Source organism: Paenibacillus sp. FSL H7-689, from assembly GCF_000517905.1.
Lineage (GTDB): Bacteria > Bacillota > Bacilli > Paenibacillales > Paenibacillaceae > Paenibacillus > Paenibacillus amylolyticus.
This window is the reverse complement of record NZ_ASPU01000028.1, coordinates 232,907-252,827: the sequence shown is the minus strand read 5'-3', so window position 1 is coordinate 252,827 and position 19,921 is coordinate 232,907. Positions and strand designations below refer to the sequence as shown.

The 19,921-nt window shown below is 44.1% G+C and carries 19 protein-coding genes and 1 pseudogene; 3 read left to right on the top strand and 17 right to left on the bottom strand.

Annotated elements, in window-relative coordinates; translation table 11 throughout:
• Positions 1-108: 108 nt before the first annotated feature.
• Together C170_RS20785 and C170_RS30210 are read left to right on the top strand one after the other, a co-directional pair.
• Positions 109-699, top strand: coding sequence for an RNA polymerase sigma factor (locus tag C170_RS20785; protein WP_017688141.1), 591 nt, complete (start codon positions 109-111; stop codon positions 697-699).
• Complete coding sequence (locus C170_RS30210; protein WP_051447328.1) at positions 677-1,630, top strand: hypothetical protein; 954 nt, start codon at positions 677-679, stop codon at positions 1,628-1,630. Before C170_RS20785 ends, C170_RS30210 begins: the two co-directional genes overlap by 23 nt.
• A gap of 2 nt (positions 1,631-1,632) precedes the next feature.
• On the opposite strand, the gene C170_RS20775 is transcribed toward C170_RS30210, so the two are convergent.
• Positions 1,633-2,145, bottom strand: coding sequence for a hypothetical protein (locus tag C170_RS20775; RefSeq protein WP_036613749.1), 513 nt, complete (start codon positions 2,143-2,145; stop codon positions 1,633-1,635).
• 233 nt (positions 2,146-2,378) lie between these two features.
• Here C170_RS20775 and C170_RS20770 point away from each other — a divergent pair, with 233 nt between their 5' ends.
• Positions 2,379-3,029, top strand: coding sequence for a hypothetical protein (locus C170_RS20770; RefSeq protein ID WP_036613747.1), 651 nt, complete (start codon positions 2,379-2,381; stop codon positions 3,027-3,029).
• Between the two features lie 69 nt (positions 3,030-3,098).
• Here C170_RS20770 and C170_RS20765 read toward each other — a convergent pair whose 3' ends face one another.
• From C170_RS20765 to C170_RS20685, 16 genes and pseudogenes are all read right to left on the bottom strand, one after another.
• Positions 3,099-4,415, bottom strand: coding sequence for a hemolysin family protein (locus tag C170_RS20765; protein ID WP_036613746.1), 1,317 nt, complete (start codon positions 4,413-4,415; stop codon positions 3,099-3,101).
• A gap of 376 nt (positions 4,416-4,791) precedes the next feature.
• Positions 4,792-6,375 carry a sigma-70 family RNA polymerase sigma factor gene (locus C170_RS20760; RefSeq protein WP_081746004.1) on the bottom strand — a complete coding sequence of 528 codons (1,584 nt, stop codon included), beginning with the start codon at positions 6,373-6,375 and terminating at the stop codon, positions 4,792-4,794.
• 233 nt (positions 6,376-6,608) lie between these two features.
• Complete coding sequence (gene gerQ, locus C170_RS20755) at positions 6,609-7,067, bottom strand: spore coat protein GerQ (RefSeq protein ID WP_036613981.1); 459 nt, start codon at positions 7,065-7,067, stop codon at positions 6,609-6,611.
• A 75-nt stretch (positions 7,068-7,142) separates the two neighbouring features.
• Positions 7,143-7,565 (bottom strand): cell wall hydrolase, encoded by a 423-nt coding sequence (locus tag C170_RS20750; protein WP_036613979.1) that lies wholly within the window; start codon positions 7,563-7,565, stop codon positions 7,143-7,145.
• Between the two features lie 160 nt (positions 7,566-7,725).
• On the bottom strand, positions 7,726-9,411 hold the full coding sequence (locus C170_RS20745; protein ID WP_155985110.1) for a hypothetical protein: 1,686 nt from the start codon (positions 9,409-9,411) through the stop codon (positions 7,726-7,728).
• A gap of 204 nt (positions 9,412-9,615) precedes the next feature.
• Positions 9,616-10,365, bottom strand: a complete 750-nt coding sequence (locus C170_RS20740) for a glucose 1-dehydrogenase (protein WP_017688133.1) — start codon at positions 10,363-10,365, stop codon at positions 9,616-9,618.
• 147 nt (positions 10,366-10,512) lie between these two features.
• Positions 10,513-10,905, bottom strand: coding sequence for a DUF2500 domain-containing protein (locus C170_RS20735; RefSeq protein ID WP_017688132.1), 393 nt, complete (start codon positions 10,903-10,905; stop codon positions 10,513-10,515).
• A 209-nt stretch (positions 10,906-11,114) separates the two neighbouring features.
• Positions 11,115-11,684: a hypothetical protein gene (locus tag C170_RS20730; protein WP_036613742.1), complete on the bottom strand. Its 570-nt coding sequence runs from the start codon at positions 11,682-11,684 to the stop codon at positions 11,115-11,117.
• Positions 11,685-11,936: 252 nt separating this feature from the next.
• Entirely contained in the window at positions 11,937-13,040 is a 1,104-nt protein-coding gene (locus tag C170_RS20725; RefSeq protein ID WP_036613740.1) for a collagen-like protein, read from the bottom strand.
• Positions 13,041-13,355: 315 nt separating this feature from the next.
• The gene (locus tag C170_RS20720; protein ID WP_036613738.1) at positions 13,356-13,949 is read right to left on the bottom strand and encodes a C39 family peptidase; all 594 of its coding nucleotides are present in this window, start codon (positions 13,947-13,949) and stop codon (positions 13,356-13,358) included.
• Between the two features lie 175 nt (positions 13,950-14,124).
• Positions 14,125-14,871: a class I SAM-dependent methyltransferase gene (locus C170_RS20715; protein ID WP_036613736.1), complete on the bottom strand. Its 747-nt coding sequence runs from the start codon at positions 14,869-14,871 to the stop codon at positions 14,125-14,127.
• Between the two features lie 335 nt (positions 14,872-15,206).
• Entirely contained in the window at positions 15,207-15,707 is a 501-nt protein-coding gene (locus C170_RS20710; protein WP_036613734.1) for a hypothetical protein, read from the bottom strand.
• 92 nt (positions 15,708-15,799) lie between these two features.
• Positions 15,800-16,225 carry an NUDIX hydrolase gene (locus C170_RS20705; RefSeq protein ID WP_036613733.1) on the bottom strand — a complete coding sequence of 142 codons (426 nt, stop codon included), beginning with the start codon at positions 16,223-16,225 and terminating at the stop codon, positions 15,800-15,802.
• A 57-nt stretch (positions 16,226-16,282) separates the two neighbouring features.
• A pseudogene (locus C170_RS20700) lies at positions 16,283-17,062 on the bottom strand (phosphotransferase).
• Between the two features lie 352 nt (positions 17,063-17,414).
• Entirely contained in the window at positions 17,415-19,052 is a 1,638-nt protein-coding gene (locus tag C170_RS20695) for a peptidase G2 autoproteolytic cleavage domain-containing protein (protein ID WP_051447325.1), read from the bottom strand.
• A gap of 590 nt (positions 19,053-19,642) precedes the next feature.
• On the bottom strand, positions 19,643-19,852 hold the full coding sequence (locus C170_RS20685) for a hypothetical protein (RefSeq protein WP_051447324.1): 210 nt from the start codon (positions 19,850-19,852) through the stop codon (positions 19,643-19,645).
• Positions 19,853-19,921: the final 69 nt, after the last annotated feature.

Sequence of the window (19,921 nt, the reverse complement as noted above, 5' to 3'; positions counted from 1 at the left end):
CTCATCTGGTTTTTCCCGGACCAACCTCCCATTGTACCGTTTCCATATTATGTTGTAAAATGTAATGATACCAATGTTTGTGGACTGTTCACCAGAAAGGAGAACATCATGGCCAATCGGCTCCAGTTATTACTAGCCTCAGATTTCCATAATTTAGGCTCTGCGCTTCAAGAAGAAGTGTATTATGAATATTATAATATGGTACATGGTCTTATCGTTTATATCATCAAGGAGCGTGCTGCAGCAGAAGATATTATTCAGGAAGCTTTTATCAAAATCATTAAAAACAAACCCATCTTTGAAGACGAGGTCAAACTGAAAGCCTGGCTCAAGGTTGTCACACGGAACACAGCTATTAATTATCTGAGAAAAAATAAAAATAACCGTAACCAATTGGATACGGATAGTGTTTTTATAGATATGGAGACAATGAATCAGACGGCAGCTTCCGTGGAAAGCATGGTAGAAACGCAGATGATGGAAGAGTCCATTGAATATTATCTCAGACAGCTCAAACCGGAATATCGTGTATTGGTGGAGTTACGGTGGAAAAAAGGTCTCTCCTACCGAGAGATGGCCGAACTGCTGGATACCTCCGAAGACATTGTGAAGCAACGTTTGTTCAGAGCCCGTGGCAGTATCAAGAAGAAATTACATAAGGAATGGGGTGGAAGCATTGAGCAAAGGCAAGTCCGATAAAAACGTGGAGCGATTCGATTCAGAGCTGGAAGACGAATATTTCGACGCTGCGTTTGACCTGGCTTTTGATGAAGCTTTCCATCAGGCCGTCTCTGCCCCTTCCGCCTCCCATACCGAAGCCATGCAGCAATCCTGGCAGAAGGTAAACAGGGAAATTAACAGAATCGGTTTACGTAAAAAGAGAATACGTACCTTGCGACTTTCAGTCGTCGTAGCTGCGTCCGTGACCATCGGAGCCGTTATTTTCAGCCTGCCGTCCGGTACGCAAGCGGTATCCCCTTTTGTACAATCCATCAAGGATTGGGGCAATGGCATGAAATCCATTATCATTGAGGATCGTACGACCCAACTGGGGGCTGATCCGTCAACAGCCAAAACGCCCCCACCACCAGAAACCAGCTTAGACGACATTCTTAAAGTACAAGAAGAAGAAGCTCTTAATACACCTTCGTATGAGTTATCGAGCCATCTGTTTCGTCCAGTACTTGTTACGGAAGAGATCGCACGCGAAGGGTTCATGGGTGACTTTCTGTTATCCAATGCCATTCCCGAGCGATTCAACAAGGTCAAATTCGAACTTGTGCTTGATACTGAAAACCCTGTGAATCCAGACGATTATTATGAGTCCACACAAATGAGAGTTCAATATACCAGTGAAGGCAAGAGCATAGAGGATGAAATTATCCAGTTTGATTATGTCCATGTCATGCCTGGGGAGAAAATTGAAGGGGCCATGCTTCGTGATATGAGCACCGTAAAACTGGCGGATGGCTCGGAAGCACTGATGTATATCGGCCCACCCTATAACTCCTTTCAGTGGATGATGGGTTCCAACAATATGAGTCTGTTTGGCACCCTTTCGGAAGAAGAAATGACTGCTATTGCCAACGATTTTCAAGAGCAAAAGTTTCCAGGCAGCACCCGTCGATAAGATCAGAATAACACGGTGCCAGAGACATGTTTGCTTGTATCCGTGGTACTTCCATCATACGCTGTATGAATACTGGTAACGCGATAATAATATCCTGGCATAACGGTCCAATCCGATGCGGCATTCAGTAAGTTTGTATTCGTTGCATTGTTGGAACTCGTTTTAAAAGTTACCCATGCTGTTCCTGTCCAGCGCTCAAGTCGATAATCTACGGAAAGTGTCTTCATTGCTGTATATGTCATGGTCTTGGTATTGACGATAGCCGATAGTCCACCCCCAGGAATGACTGCACCGACCGCTTGATAGAAATGTCCAAGTTCTCGAGTGGTAGCAAGCGAATGGATGGATGGTTCTGGCGGTGGCGGAGCTGTAAGGGCACCAGAGGACACGTTGATCATCGGGCTTGCAACGGCTGGTTCGGACGTAGGTATAGCCAGGATTGTTGGCACCATTAACAAGGCAACGAGGGTTATTTTTAGCATAGATGCCGCACTCTTCGTTTTCATTTTCCGCATATTGATCCATCCTCCGCTTCCATATTTGATTTTGTGTAAGGGTATAAACGGACGGATCGGGTGACAGGTTTCAAAAAAAAATTAGACGCTCCGATGTTTCTGTCGGCAGCGTCTTTTATCTTTGCATGCATCTCCAGCATGGTTGAAACCTAAATTATTCCAGCCCGTATGTATTGGGTAATGGATACACGAAACCATATTAACCAACCAGATTTGCAAATGAGGTGTATAACTTGAGTAAATTTCAATCCAAATCCAGAAGGCATCGTCACAGCTCCAATCCGAATGAACTACATATCGAAGTTGCCGGCTCGTTCAAACGTTGGCTTGTTATCTTGGTGAGTGTGCTTACCGCAGGGACCTTAATATATTTCTTGGCTACAGCTCGGGAAAGCTGGATAAGCATGGGGATTGACCGCTATGTATTGCCCTTTATGATCTGGGGACTTGTACTGTCCCCCATCCTTGCTTTTCTTTTCCTCAAGCAGAGCGGACGAACCCTTTCCCATGTCAAATTTTTACGTGTTTTCGGGATTGCTTTCTGCCTTCTGCCTCTGGTACTTCTGTTTTATGTGTTACCCGTAACACTTGGCATGGTGAATGATCACCTGACCCAGTATAAGCAAAATCCCGTGTTATCCACCACTAAGGTGGGGGACTACAATTCTCACGAGGTTACTTTTGTCGATACGCCCATGTACGCCATCATCACCATTAAGACACCGACAACAACCCAATCCACTCGAAAAAAGCTGAATATCCAGCATGATCTGGCTCCGGGAGAGATTGTTTACGTCACTTATAAGCGAATTTCTATCGAGAATAGCTTGGTCACGGAGAATCGTTACGCCGATATTGTCGTTCATGCACCCAAAGAATCATGAGCATGCAAAAAAGCTGTACGATGACCATTACGTCACCATACAGCTTCATCTGTTACAATTTTGATCCGGCTACGCGCCTTCTTCTTCAACCAATAGTTCCAGCTTAATCACATTTACTCGGGAAATCCGCTTATGCTCTGTCTCTTGAATGACAAATACATAACCCCCATACTCAACCGATTGACCGACCTCAGGTGGAATGGCATCTACTCTGGAGTATAACCAGCCCCCGATGGTATCGTAATCGGCACGATCCATCTCCAGTCCGAATCGTTCGCTGACTTCTTCAATCAGCATCAATCCATCAATAGAGTATTCCATCTCATCCACTTGTTCAATGACAGGACGTTCATGGTCGAATTCATCCTGAATCTCGCCTACGATCTCTTCCATGATATCTTCAAGTGTGACAAGCCCGGATGTTCCCCCGTATTCATCAATCAGAATCGCAATCTGTGTCTTGCTACGCTGCATACGCTTGAGCAGATCACTGATTAGCGTGGTATCTGGCACAGCCAGGATGGGCCGGATTACGGAGATGGTATCCGTAAGTTGGGATCGCATCAGATCCTTAATGTGAATAAAGCCGATAATATGATCCTTGTCTCCGTTATATACCGGATACCTTGTTCGCATACTCTCACTGGCAATCTCCAGATTCTCCAGCATGGACTCATTGGCATTCAGACAGATCATTTCCGTCCGCGGAATCATAATTTCACGGGCGGTTGTATCCGTAAAATCAAATATATTATCAACAAGTGCTAATTCAGTGTTGTCAATTAAACCGCTCTTATTGCTTTCTTTCATCAGAATACGTATTTCATCTTCGCTATGTGCCGAGTCCATCTCCGAAGCTGGTGCCATTCGGAACAGTCTCAACAAGCCGTTAGCCATACCGTTCAGTGCCCATATGAATGGATACATTAACTTGTAGAAGAACGTTAGCAAAGCCGCAGACCACAACGTGATCGTCTCAGACTTTCGAATTGCCATCGTTTTGGGAGCAAGTTCTCCCAGTACAATGTGCAAGATCGTAATAATCACAAATGCAATGGCAATAGAGATTCCATGAACGTAGACTGGTCCCAGTCCAAATGCGGTAAACATGGGCTCTAACAGATGTGCAATTGCCGGTTCTCCCAGCCACCCGAGTCCCAGTGAAGCCAAAGTTATACCTAGTTGGCAAGCTGACAGATATGCATCCAGATTACGTACGATATTGGAAGCATAGATGGCATTTTTGTTGCCTGTTTCCACCAAAGCCTCAATCCGGCTTCCACGAACTTTCACCATCGCAAATTCCGCCGACACAAAGAAACCATTCATTAATACAAGTAAACCAATGATTACTAAATTTAAAATACTCGGTAAGGGGTCACTCAAATTTTCATCCTATTCGCCGTCATTCTTCGGCAAATAGGTCCACCTCCTTCGAAAATGTAGGATATTTGCCATTCTGCCGCTCATATGCAATTTCAACTTCCCAATGCTTCCACCTCCACCTTTTTCTGTCGAATAAAAAAGATATGCTTCTTTTATTATATAATTCTAAACTACACAGTCAATCCGTGTCCTATGACAACGAAATGGCACAAACGCCTTTTTTCTTTAACAAAAGTCTCGATTACGCTGTTTTTTTAACATTTCACAAACAATGATCTACCATAACCAAACCAAAAAGAGCATCCTCGCTCATGCTTCGACATGGCTGGATACTCTCTTTTTGTAATACGTTATTTTCTCAGATTCTATCCGCCGATTACGATGTGGACTCAATCTCCACTACGGTTTCCGAAGCGGGATTCCAGCGCCACTTCGCTCGTCCCTCGCTTGCGTTATGCAATCCACCGATCCAGAATTCATCCTGCTTCAGCAATGCCCAATCGACTTCTCCATTCAACACCTGGATTCCGAGTTCCGTTAGCGACAGGATTCCGTCACGGAATTTTTCATCATGTTGCTTGAAATTAGGGAAAGTGGTTGCACCGCTCATCTGAAGAAGAGCATGAGGTCCTTCTGTCATCCGCTTCAGATGTGCCCAGTATTCAAGATCACCCATCCCGAGAATATGCAGCTTGTCTCCTACCTCGCGAAATAATGGATACGGATGCTCCACACCTGCTCTAATAGTCTCCAGTGTTGCCTGCTCAATGAGTCCCAGACCGTTCGATACAGATGGCAGACGGGACAAATGTGCCTTAAAGGCAGCTTTCGCAAAGGGTAGCGCAGAAGTGTCTGCCTGCAAGTAATCCAGATGATGCCGGAAATCAGTCGACGTATAGGCTTCCCAGAACTGTGCACCGGCTTGTAACTCGTTTTTCTCAATCACATGCCAACTGCCGGACAGACGTTCAATCTGTGTGGAGGTAAGCTGTCCCAGTCCTCTAAAGTGCTCAATCTCTGGATACGAGTCAATGCAGAGCAGATTCAGTTTCGTATTCTGGAGTGCTTGTCCTTTGAAATAATGCAATAAATACGATAACATTGTCTGATCATAGAGATCGTATTCGAACCATAAGACAATTTCCTTGTATTGTTGAAACGAATTCAACTTGCGTTCAAGCTCCTCAACCTTCAAGTATTCCGCCTGTGGAATGCCCAACTGCTGCTCTAACACAGATGCCCGATTCTGCCGCTCCTTCGTATCTCCCATCTCTTTGGCTACCGGGCCGAACGTATACAACTCCCTCCATACCAGGATGTCTCCCTGAATTCCACTCTCTCTTAAACGATTGGCAGCGTGATCCCCATTCATAATGTGTAACAATCCTTTTCCCCCTTCATACAAGTCACTGAATACAGAGACCAGATCCCTTACTGGCATAGAGCGCTTGAGTTTGGATCGGGCATCGAACAGTCTTTTCTTTAACGCTGGTACCTTCACCCCGAGGAAATCCGATATTTCCTTGAGCGAGTATCCTTCCAAATAAAACAGTTCAACAGCAATCCGCATCGATGATGGCAGTATTGCAATGGAATCACGCAGCGTACGATACATTTCATTTTGCACCGCTTGTTTTTCCGGATTATGCGACTGATCCTCTTCATGGAATACATGCTCCAGCTCCTGAACTGGGATCATGGTATGTTGCTTGCGTCTTAGCCAGCGATAACACTGCCTCTCCACGATTACTTTAAACCACCCGGGAAAAGCCTCAGGAGCTTCCAGCTTGGACAGATTGCCAAAGGCTTCAGTAAATGCTTCCTGTACGACATCTTCAGCCCAAAATGTATCTCCTAAACGATTGTAGGCAACAGCAAGAGCCATCCCGCGATATTGAGACATCAGTTGTGCGTAAGCTTCGGTTTCGCCCTTCATCGCTCCTTCAATCCATGAATTCAATGCTATGGACTCCCTTCATATAAGCATGCTGCTTGTTCTATTCATGTATAAGTGCCATGTTATCGCCAAAAGGTTACGTATGACTCTAAACCTATAGTAACCTTCGTATATATGTTTATGTATAAAGCTGTCCTGTCTGCGGATTACCTCCACATTCAGGACAGCGAAGTAAATCAGTATGTGTTAGACATGTGACATGTCAGTTATCAATCAACATGATGAGTTGAAAATGATTATCTGCTTGGAGCTTGCGGGTAATTGCCTACCACGCCCGGATATTGATACAACAACGGCTCATCAAATGTAGCATAGTCGAAGTTGACCATCAACAGCATGATCCGTCTTCCTGTCTTCGGGTCACTGATGATAATATGGTCACGGCCCGCTGCTTCAATAATACCTTGGAATATGCGAGCGTTCCATTCTTTGTTGCCTTCATATGTCATGTAGAATGTACCGAATTTACCAAGGTTCAGACGTAAAATATTCTCAATGTATGACTGCTCAAACTGTGGAGCTGTTGTTGTAATCACTGCACCCGTTGGTGTCATTGGGCTTCCACTGGATACGAGTGGAGGTACACTTGTGGAGCTTGGTGATACCATCCCTGGCGTTGGTGACATGGCAGGCATTCCGTTACCGATTTTGTAAGACGTACCTTGAACCTGAGAATTAGCTTGTTGACCCAACACAGAATTCGCTTGCTGACCCAGTGTTTGAGTTGTTGGTTGATAAGGTTGATTAATCATAGTGATTCCTCCCAAAATTTAATATACTTCCGGACAGTCATCGCCTGTCGGACTGAAGAAACAATGCGCTTTGAAACGTCCTGTATTTTGCTGGTCATACCACGTTGGTGGGCAGTCGCCCACAGGTCGGAAAAACCACAATGAATTGCTCGCTGGCCAGATGCGCTCTCCATTAATCACCCGTTGTGCGAGACGAATCTCGGACTGTCTTGCCCGTTGGTAAAAGTACCCCTTCTGTGTTGACTCGTAGCCTCCTGGATTCTGGAATACCATACGATTGATATCGCGAATATCCTTAAAGTCCAGACAATCCACCAGCACCCGGTTCACACCTACATTGCCCACAAGCAACATACCCTGATCGCCGTCACCTTCAGCCTCTGCCCTCATGAGCCTAGCCAGCAGCTTGACGTCCTCTGAGTTGGCTTTAATAACAGCCATAGTCTGTTTCCTCCCTTGTTTCAGCTGTTCATCACCGTACATCGTATTGTGCAGGAGCCCATTCGGTGACACGATTCCATCTTTTTTCCATAAAAAAAAGCCCGGAACCTCACCCAAGGTGAAGTCCCGAAGCAACTCGTTTCTTATAATACTCGCCTGTTTAAGGCTTGGCTTCAATCCAATAATCATAGGCATGAACAATGTTGCCTTGGTAAGCCTGATATTCGGCCAGCAGATCCGGAAGCTTGGCAAGCTGAAGTTCCATCTCCTTTGCCCCTTTTTCATAAAAAGAAATATGAGGACCTTCGTGGTTCTGCTTCATTTCGACCGAAATCATCAACCTTTTACCGAAACGATCGGCGATCTCCATCTCCTGACTCACAACAGCAGCAATCCCATTGGAACCTTCGGCGTTGTTACGGAAAGCCATCAGCGACACATGATCGAGTGTACGGATCATAAATTCAGCCACAGATGTATCCTTTCCTGGCAACGCGAAGCTATCCAGCCATACAGCAAGGTCTGCGCTTGTTTCGAGATCACTGTCCTTCTTCGTTTCTTCCTGGAAAAATGTAATATTGGCAGCCCATTCGGTCAATAAGGTGTCCCGACTATTCTCCCACTCTGGCAAAGTGTAAGGCTCAATATCCAGATGGATGCCTTCAAATCGTTCATCCGGCTCGGATTCAGCATTATAGTTTTTCACATAATCAATCAATCGCTGAATGCGTGGACGATTCTCCTTTTTGCCCCAGATGGGGTGTCCACCCATCGCATGGATCTCAATACCCTGCGCTTTTGCCCGTTTCACAAAACTGCGATAGCTGGAATAGGGTTGATCCAGGTCCAACCGGACATACAACCAGTTAATATTCTGCTCTCTAGCAAATGCTAGTATGTGCTCTCCCCCGTCATTCGTCACCTGAGAGGCCTCCCAGATATACGTTCCCCGAATCTCTGGCTGATTGGATGGAATCTCCGGTGATGGCAGTTCCGACGGCTCCAGTTGTCCCCAGTATACGATGTCATGTACAGCAGAACCTGCGTAGGAACTATGCTCGCCGAATGCGGAGGCAACTTCTTCAATAACACTTTCCAGTTGTGCTACACCTTTCCCGGCAAATGACGTGAACTCCTCACCAGGCATGGGCTTGGTGTTCAACCCAACCGTGACGCTCACATTGCTGGCATCGGCCCAGTTCATTTCCTGTTCAATCAAACGTATGATACCATTGTTCCCTTGCGCGTTATCACGGTAAGCGAGTAAAGTGACATGCTCCACTTGTTCAATGAACCAACGTGACAATGGTTCGTTATCTGCATCCTCAGAAACTCTATTTCCTGTGACGGTGTACGAATCTAGCCAGAATGGCAGATCCATATTCACTGCAACTGCGCCATCCTGTCTTAATTGCTCAAATAACAGATTCATATTGGCTACCCAGGATTGTACCAGTGGCTTGGCATCTTTTTGCCAGGCTGGTAACACATAGGGCTTGATATCCAGATGTATGGCATCAAATTGCTCGTTGGGCTCAGCAGCTTGATTGTAATCACTTACCCACGAGGCTAATCTGAGCATGGGACCTTCACGGCCACTGAGTGCCCAGGATGGATCGCCTCCCAGCGCTTCAACCGCAATACCTGCACGGCTGGCTTTGGCTATAAACGTCTGGTATACCTCCTTGGACAGCGTCATGTCTACATTCACGTACAGCCTGTTTATCTTATGTTTAGCTGCATTGGCCAACAGCTCATCTCCGTTGCTAACAGACTGTGCCTGCCATACCCAGGCCGCCCGTATATCTGCGCCATCAGCTTCAGCAGGTGACTCATTCCCTATCATTATCATCCCTCCGATCAGCAGTAACAGCCAAAATACCTTCCGGGATTGTTTCCCGAACATATACTCCCTCCATTCCTCTACTGTTGTAAAATCACATTTATTATAGCAACCGAGTTATTAAAAACAAATAAGCCCAAGTGCTTAACTTGGGCTTATTACTCTGAAGTTGGGACAGCTTAGGGCTCGCCCGGCTTAATCCCGGTTCTAGTCCTCATATATCATTTTTCGGGTCATGCCTCCATCAATAACGAGGTTGGTCCCTGTGACAAAGGTATTGCTTGGATCAGACAAATATAAACAAGCACGGGAGATATCTGAAGGAACACCCACACGACCGGAGGGATGCTGTTCATGATCCTCCTTTTTCAATTTCTCCACGTCTCCTGTCTCAATCCATCCCGGACTGATACAATTGACCCGAATTTGGTCCTTGCCCAGTGAGACCGCCAGCGCATGCGTCAGAGCTACAATCGCTCCTTTGGATGCGGCATAAGCTTCGGTATCTGGTTCAGACATCAGCGCACGAGTTGAAGCCATGTTAATAATGGCACCCCCGTGTTCATTGCTTTTCATATGTTTGGCTGCTTCCCGACTCGCCAAAAAGCAACTTCTCACATTGGTATTGAGTACATCGTCCCATTCTTCCAGCGTCAGCTCATAGGGTGACTTCCACTTGGCGAGTCCTGCATTATTCACCAAAACATCAATTTGTTTGAATTCTTCCACGGTTGTCCGAAAAAGATTCGTAATATCCTGCTCGCTCCGAACATCACATTGGACAAAGATGGCTTCTCCGCCTTCATTACGAATGGAAGCTGCAGCTGCAGCCCCTTCTGCTTCCTTGTAGTCAGCAAGTACAACTTTGGCTCCGGCGACCGCATAAGCCTCAGCCACACTTCGTCCTATCCCTTGAGCGGCACCGGTTACAACAACGACCTGATCTGTAAATGACATATTGTTTGCCTCCTCTATGGTAATGATCCTTTGATCATAATCTTATTAAGCCTCTTCTTATATAAAAACACGTTAGGCCCATTAAGAAACGCTTGTCCAGTAAATAATCAAAAAAAGCTCACGCCATCCTGGCGCAAGCTGCTCAGTTTAACCCCGTAGGCGTTCAGAATATACGCGATTATATCGCTCGAAGCCTACATAACGCGTTCCTTTGAACGAGAGCCGTCCTTCATCCCCCTCAGCACACAAACCATACTCTTCGCCATTGACTTTGAATTCGAGCCGATCTCCACTTTCGACTTCAAAGGTGACGTAGTATAACGTTCGTGCTGTACTCCCCGGTTCAGATTGCGACTGACTCATCTTCATCCGTCTGCTGGTGATTCGTGAAGGCACGGTTAATAGCGGCTCCGAGTTGTTGCGTCCCCACCTCCATACCTCCTTTCCCATCGACAGAAGGACTATACCTATAATCAGAACAAATACAACCGGAAAGACGGTTCCAAACAAATCAAACATCCAGGATGATTCAATGCCCATGTCTCTCCCTCCGTTCATACAACTTAGGGCAGCCGGAGTCTTGACCCGTCTCCTGTAATGTATATGCACGTAAACATGGAACTTGTTATCGGGATTGAAATCAAACGATGTGAAGGGAAAAACCCTCCGGCAGAATACCGAAGGGTTGCTTTATACGAAAATAAGTACTATTTCATTATCTAATACATTGCTTAACTAGCAGCCCTGTTTTACTTAAAGGTTGTTGCAAATCGTTGATCCGACAATATAACCTGATTAACCTGTCCCTCTTTTGTCAGCATAAACGATGCACGATAGATAGCCAAATCATCTTTTTCCGCTTGCAGCGACTTCTCATCCAGGAATGTTTCCTTCTGAATATGATAGGCATAATCGATATTACGTTCAGATTCGACCAGAACATGTTCCTTGCCATACAGATCGAGAATCTCTTGATGTGTCATCCCCGCCTCTGCCCCGCGAGCCGTCTTAAAGTACCCTTTCGAGTCCTTATTCAAGATGATACTAACGACTTTGGCATCCCTATAACCAATCGTGATCCCGTTATTGTATTGATAGGATTGGCCCACACCGGTTGATGTTCCCTCACCGAGGATTTTCTCCGTCTCTTCCTGACTCATTCCATACGTAATCTTATCCTCACTGTCAGTCTTCGTCACAGCCAGATCCTGTTCTGAAAATTCGTTTGGATTGAATTTGCTATTGCCGCAAGCCGTGATCATGATTAATAATAATGCCGCAACAATCCATGTTATTTTTCTCCAGTGTCCATTCTTCATGTACTCACCTCTGATGTTTTTCCAATATTTTATCATATTATCAACTGAAAAAATAATTAGTAGTGACGTTTTCACCATTCCTCGCAAACAAAAAGAGTATCCGATATGTAGTTACTCCTGTACCATTATCCGCTCCAACTGAGATAACAGCCTCAGGTAAAGCACTGCTATCTCAGTTCAAGCAAACCCGTATTACCATTATGGATGCATATTTAATAAAGTTGAGGAGAGTTTGCTAGCCTGTTAACGGACTCATGCTAATTGTGTGATCACAAGATGTGCGGATACAGGTCTAGTTCCGCCCGCAAGTGGCGTGATTGTTAATGCTGTAGCATTACCAGCCGGGTTCCGCACGGTCAGAATAGAATTAATCACGGTTGTCTGCACCAAAGCCATACCAACAATCTGAGACGTTCCCGTTGCTCGCCCAACTACAGTAGGAGCCAAATCTGCCCCATTGAGAGTTAAGATTAATTGACCGGCTTCATTGATGCTCACCTGGAACAAAATCTGATACGTACCAATGGCTGCCAGATTGAATGAACTAGGCCCCGTACGTGCGATAGTTGTTCCACTTGTCGGCCCATCCTGAGGAAAGCTTACATCAGTACCGGGAGCAACCGTTGCTGCATTATCAGGTGGCATCAGTGCGAAAAAGTCAGCAAATCCCAGTACGCTTCCGGCTGCTCCTGTTGCACCTGTACCTCCCGTGGCTCCAGCTGGACCCGCTACTCCTGTAGCACCAGTCGGGCCTACTGCTCCTGCTGCACCGGCTGGCCCTGCCGGACCTACTGCTCCTGCTGCACCGGCTGGCCCAGCAGGGCCTACCGCTCCTGCTGCACCGGCTGGGCCTGCCGGGCCTACTGCTCCTGCAGCTCCTGTCGCACCCGTCGGCCCAACAGCTCCAGCAACACCTTGAGGCCCAATTGCCCCGGCAGGTCCAGGATTACCCTGCGGACCTTGTGGCCCTACGGCCCCTGCTTCTCCCGGAATCCCCTGTGCTCCCATAGGTCCAGCAGGCCCGACCGGACCTTGAGAACCTACCGCTCCAGCAGGACCAGGCTGTCCCTGAGGCCCTTGTGGTCCAGGTGGCCCCCCTGCTGGTCCTTGAGCTCCAGTTGGCCCTTCAACCCCTTGTTTACCTGGAATACCTTGTACGCCCTGTACGCCTTGTATACCTTGTGGTCCTGTTGGGCCAACGACAGTAGGGGTAGATATATTCACTTCTGGAGGCGGACATTTTACTTGAACGAACTTTTTGACCACTTTCAATCGGCGTTCTTTTCTTTTAACTTTACACGGATGGAATGTTGCCTTTTTTCTCTTCATACGTTTCTTCACTTCTGAATGACTCACAGTGTGGACACCTCCCTATAGACATGGTTTAACGTACGTATGTAGATGAAAAGATGCGTGGACGAACAACCATTTTAACTAAAAAACTCCGCTAATTATCAGGTAAAACAATAAAATCAGTAGCAACTGCCTATACGTTTGATCTATTTTGTTCAAAACCATTAATTGAGTCGAGCTGGTTTACGTGAGGAGATTTGTTCAAAAAAACTCATGCCATTTGGGCATGAGTTGCTTGGTTTAACTAAGCAGACGTTCCGAATAAAGCAGATTAGTTCGTTTAAAGAAATATATCTTGTCCCTTGAAAGAGAGCCGTCTTAAATCTGCATCGGGTGTACGACGATATAGGAGTTTTGAGAAAAAGGTAACCACGACCTCCATAACATGTTGAGTTCACTTATGCTGACTTTTCGATTGTAATATTCTTCATCACAATTAATCTTGTGGTCTAACGATTCTGCCAAGTAAAAATGCGTTTCATCATAACCAACGACGGGAACAAAATGCAAATAACGTTGTTTGGGATGTACTCTAATAAATAAAATAACAGGCACACCCTGGCTGATCTGTTTCTTTAACGTATTCACATTACCACGTAAGTACATTGCCTGATATCCTAGCTTCCTGAAAAAAACAACGACCGCTTTGGGATATACCGTACCATCCAGTAATTTGCGAGGATAGGTTTCATAAAGCTTTGTTCCGTTGGACTCCAAACCGAAATGTCTCAAGACAAACGCACTGGAAAATGCAGCGCATTCGTAGTTTTTCTGCATATCCAAACGATTTGAAGATTGAATGTAATATGTGCTTGGCACATTGACTGTGTACATGCGATCTTTCTTAGGAAAACTGAAATAAAGGGAGATCACCCAGAGAATAATCAACCAAAATAATACATTGAGAAACAATTCGTGACCTCCTTCGTCTCATCAAGATGTCTTTTAGATGTTCATTCCTCGCACCAGTTCTTTAAAACCCATTCTTTAATTTTAGTTAAAATAAAATTTGATCTATTACGTTCTCCATTGATCTGCTTTCAACCCATAAATAAACATAGCCCACTCTCCGATTCATTTCATTTAATCACCGTTTTCTTGCTTTAATCACAAAGGATACAGGTAACATCTTTGCTCTTTTAAGGAGACTATCGCTATTATTATGTAATTGCATGATATCCTCATCGGATTCTTCTATCATTTGTTCAATGACAAATCCCGCTTTCGCTAACGCATTGACATAGGTTGATAGTTGACGATCAGCCAAGGTTAATTCACCCTGACAAAAGTCAGGAGATATCGCATACCACGATTCATCAGAATACGGCTTATTGAAGACAAATCTATCATTTTCTTCAACGACACATCTATGAATTGGATGAGACCAACTGAAAATAAAAATACCATCTTTCTTTAAATAAGAAGCGATTCGGCTGAAAGTACCTTCAAGATCGGTTGTCCAACCTATGGCATAAATCGAATACACAGCGTCAAAATAATTAGTAGGAATCCCACATTCCTCTTCCATGGGTGAACATATCAATGTTGCAGGAATTCCGTATGTCCTCAAGTGTTGTTGTGTCTTTTCTATCTGTTTCTGGGATATATCCATACCCCACAGTTCACCTGCTTTGCGGTCTCCATGATACTGCAAGGATTGACCATTTCCACAGCCCACCTCTAACATCTTTAAACCTGAGACATCACCAAAAAGTTGGTGTTTTTCTTCCGAGATAAATGCTCCATAATATGGAAGCACGATTGCTCTCAAAAAGTCATTCCCTTTTGTATCCCAATAAAAGCTGTTTGTTTCATAAACACTGTGCTTGTTCATCTGATAGCCTCCTTTATACACTACATTCAGAACATTACTTGTTACCTTCGTTGAAATATGTAATCTCATTGCCATGAAGTAAGCTTTTAAAGCCGTTCTTGTAGTAAGGCATAAGCTCATCTGCCTGTGTTATATCCAACCATGCAATCTCTGGTCTTGATATCTCTTCTCTCCCTCCGACGATTTCCGCTCTGAATGTGATAAAAATGGCATGTTCTTTGATTTCTTCAAATTTACACTCGTTTATACTTCATCGACTCGTTTCATTGATTGAACTTCCTTTCCGGAATTGACCTTCAAATCTTTTTCGTTCATCATGACTACTTAGAACCTGCCTAACTTATCAATTTTTTGTTATTTTCTATTGTTTGTTCTTCTATATATTTTTTAATAATCATTTCTCCTTCAGTTGAATTCAAAAATTCTCTTATCTCATTCCCTTTTGATTTTTCCAGCGAAGTAGATTCTTCTCTTTCAGTCTTAAATCCAAGTAACATTATTGCTATTCCTAGGCTAATTAAAGTGAAAAAATCACTATACGTATTCACCTCTTTAACAGAGATAGCGACCTTTATATTAGGCAAAACTATAATAGCCATCACTGCACATCCAAGAAACAATGGGCGAAAACTAGATAAAACTTTGCTTAGTTTCAAACCCTTACTTGCCATTATTCTTTTAATCACAAATTCCATTAAGTCATATAGGATAAGAAAAAATGCTGCTATCGATATGTATAACAACCACTTACCAGTCACATTAATATAAGGAGTTAGTCTTAAGATTGATAAAATAATGAAGCTAACTCCGGCCACCTTAGTAAAGGTTACGTTCAATGTAATTCCCCCTATTGTAGTTTTGGTCAATTAACAAACACTTGTACATTTTCCCAAAACAATTAGATAACACCACGCTTTTCCGGAAACTTTTAAATATTATTTTCATCACTGAATTCAATGCAAAAAGGTTGCATCTCAGGTTCTAAACAATACTCTATTCTTTCTCTGAAGTTTTTCCATTCGACTTTTAAAATGGCTTCATCGATCGGAAAGAAACCAGACTCTAAACTCTCCGATGATGTGATTAATTCTCCTCCTATTGGTCTTGCTAGAAATAATGTGTTACATATTGAATTTTCGATATTCTGAAATATTCCACAGAATTTGATGATTTCAATGTCGATTCCAGACTCCTCTTTCGTTTCTCTGATCGCAGCTTGACTTAGGGATTCTCCTTCTTCTACTTGACCGCCTGGCATTTCCCATCCTCTTCGTGGTCCTCTAATAAGTAATAATTCATTTTGTTCGTTTATCACGATTGCAGCGGCAGATAAGATATGTTTTGGAGGGCTCATTTATTCGACTCCTTCTAGAGAGATTAATATACGTTTGAAGAACAATTTATAGCCAGACTAAAAGAAGTTATATATCCCATCTTCAAAATAATTATATTCTTCATCCGTTATTCTTAACTTTCCATACCCTTTATAAAATATTTCTCTATCTCTTTCATTATCAAACGCGTTCTGTTTCGGTCTAATGGCTAATGCTACATCATATCTTGGATCGCCATAAGCTGCTCCTGCCCAGTCAATAACTCCAACAATCTTGCAATCATTAACTAGCACATTATCAATAGTAAAATCTCCATGAATGAAAGTGTTCTCTATTGGTTTTGGTCTTCCTTATTTCAACTGTTGAAGTAGTTCTTCTGATCCGTCTACAGCAAAGTGAGTTAGATTATATTCTGCTTTGTTAAGCATTGTATCTAACCAAGGAGTGTTATTGTTCAATAACTCAACAGGACAAGAGCATTCATGTATTTTCTTTAAACAAAGCCCAAAGTTAAAAATCGCTTTTTCTTTACTTTGGAGGTCAGGCATCTTAGAGAGAAATTCTCTTAAACTTATTCCATCAATATAATCCATCAGAAGCCATCTCGATGTGTCCTCAGTATGGAATGAATACACCTTTGGAACAGGGAGTCCCGTATGGTAAAGGTATTGGAGCACCTTATATTCATCGGATAACCATTCATTATAAAGATCGTTTTCTGTTTTCTTGATGATGTACTTCTGGTCGAATGTATCCAGAATAGCCACAGTAGAAGTATGACCTTGCTTAGGAAAAGTGATTTTCTGGACTTCCCCTATATGTTCTTTTATTTCAATTGGGAGATTCTGAATATTCATGGTTTCATCCTTTCTACTATCTCATGCCCTTTCTCTTTCAGATAAAGTCAATTAAAAAAATCCACATTTTGAGACATTTACCTTAATTGTTTCTATAATAACCCATGCTGCAATATTTGCGAAGTGAATTTAAAGCGTATACATTTCTCTCCAAATCAAAAAGAACCCTCCCGCAGGAGCGTTCTCCGTGAATGATTAGCCTAAGCATACATTAAATCCATCTTACTATAATTTTCGCTCACATACGTTTGTAGTTATACAAGCTGATTTAGCGTGACGATCCCAGAATACAAAAAAGCCCAACTTTTGAAAGATTGGACCTATAGCTATTTAAAATCGTTTCAAGCTCCGTTTATTTGACAAGGACTTTAATCTGATTGGCTCCTGTTCTTGCTAATACTCGGAACCCTTCTGCAGCAGCAGTTGCAATTCCTTCATCATTAGGTCGGCAGTAACCATCCACTTGACAGGTTCCATCATCCCTCACAAGGAGCTTCCCCATCATTCCTATGGCTACCCATTCCATTCGATCTATGCGGGAGACGTACTCGCGTGAATGGTCATAAGAGGCGCTAATAACAGCACTGTTGATTGTATAAGCTGGTACTATAACCTCTCCCCGCTCATCCTTCTGCTCCGGAACTACTCTGTCTTCGTATTGGATCTTGCCCCATTCGTCTGTTTCATATTTGCCCATCCAATTTAGGTGGCTGGCTCCCCCTATAAATGATGGTCTCGCACTGACAATACCTGCAACATAGTCATCTGTGTTTGTTGCTTTCCTAACTTTTTCACCAACCGTTGTTACGAAATATCCCGGTTCAATCGGCTGCCCATCTATCGTCTCAAACATTTCGGCATAATCGGCAGCAGGCGACATAACGGTTCCATCAATATATAGATTGCCGGTTGAGCCTTGGAGTACAGCGGCTAATCCATAACCAGGACCTGTACCATTGGCTAAATGCCATGAACCAGGATATAACGTTTGGCCATATCTACCCATTATATGGGAGTTAACATGATCGGAAAGAACGTTAGTAAAATTCCCTTCAGCATGTGAATAATTTGCATTAGCCTGAGTAAAGGCGCCTTCTGAGCTTGAAGCTGTAGCAGTTGATCTCGTTTCCTGACCTCTTGCATGGGAATAAACACCGCTAGCTAGTGTTCCTTCGCCCTCTGCATGAGATACTATACCGGAAGCAGTAGTATAATAACCTTCAGCATGTGAAAAATCACCGGAAGCTTTTGTATAAACTCCTTCGGCATGGGAGTACGTTGCTGAAGCCACACTACCTAAACCTTCAGCGTGTGAACCAGTGTTGGAAGCTATTGTACCGGTTCCTTCGGCATGAGATGCTAAACCGGATGCTGTAGCATAAAATGCTCCTTCCGCATGAGCATATAACCCACTTGCCGTTGTTTGAAATCCCTCTGCATGAGAAGCATCTCCACTGGCTACTGTAAACTGTCCTTCGGCATGTGCGCCTGCCCCAGATGCCGTTGTATTCGTACCTTCAGCATGAGATGCATCACCGACAGCCGCCGCCCCTACTCCTTCAGCGTGAGAAGCATTTCCACTGGCGTCTGAATCAGCACCCTCCGCATGGGCTCCGTACCCAGATGCAACGGTTCGGGCTCCTTCTGCATGGGCAGCGTGGCCCGAAGAGACGGAAAGGTACCCTTCGGCGTGAGCCTCATAACCGGATGCTGTCGTATAAGCCCCTTCTGCATGGGCCGCATCAATCGTAGCCAGTGTCATATACCCTTCGGCGTGAGATGCGGCTCCGGAAGCGCTTGTGTGGCTTCCTTCCGCATGGGCTGAATCCATGCTGGCATTACTTTGATATCCTTCCGCATGGGCTGCTGATGCACTGGCTGTAGTCTGATATCCTTCCGCATGAGAAGCAAACCCGCTTGCGGTGGTTGTATTCCCTTCTGCCTCTGAACAAAGACCGGAAGCGTTTTGATTACAGTCTGAATCTGCCATCTACCATTCCCCCTATTAGTCTTGCTACTCTCTAATCTATTACAATAAAAAAGGCATGGTCACGGCATCTATCTTCTTTCCGCTTTGATCCTCGTAAATGATTTCAACTAACCAACCTAAATATTTCACTAGCATGTTCACCCCTCCAATGAGAACGCTTGTTTGTATTATATATTTGCTTCCTCCTTCCAGATTACCAAGCCTTTTTTAGCACTCATTCTCCCGTTTCAGTTTCTGTACATAGCGTTCTTGATCCAAGTATTCTTTACGTCGACCTCGCTGATCCATCAGTCCAAACTCACCTTGTTCCCGATATTTTCGCATCCAGCGCTTCATTCGTCCTGGGTAATGAATCCCCAGATGTTCATTAATCTTTCGATAAGTCTACCCCTCAACCGTAAGCAGACGAATAGTCTCATTTTTTATCTTCTCTGAATACGTTTTAAACTTTTGTCCCTTAATCGCCATAAAAAATACACCCCCTAGAATTTCATCGGCTAAACCCAAGGGGTTTTCCAATGTCTATTCTAAGGGGTGCACTTCAGAGGCAAAACGTTGATATATCAGCCTTCTTTGATCAGTTTTGATAACTAAGCATACATTAGATCCATATACCCGCGAGTTACATCTCCACCTTCGGCTGGTTCGGGCTGGTCTGCCTGTGCGTGTTCTGCCATGCAAGCCTTCACTGCTTCCTCTGTTGTACAACGATTGGCATCGTCACATGTGTAACATAATTGAAGCATATATCTGGTTAATTCATCCGCCTGCGTGATTTGAGTTTGACCGTTGGTTCTCATCTTCATCACTCCTTCTCTTGTTGAGTTAAATATATCACCTTCTAGTGGATTTATTTGTGATTTATTTCA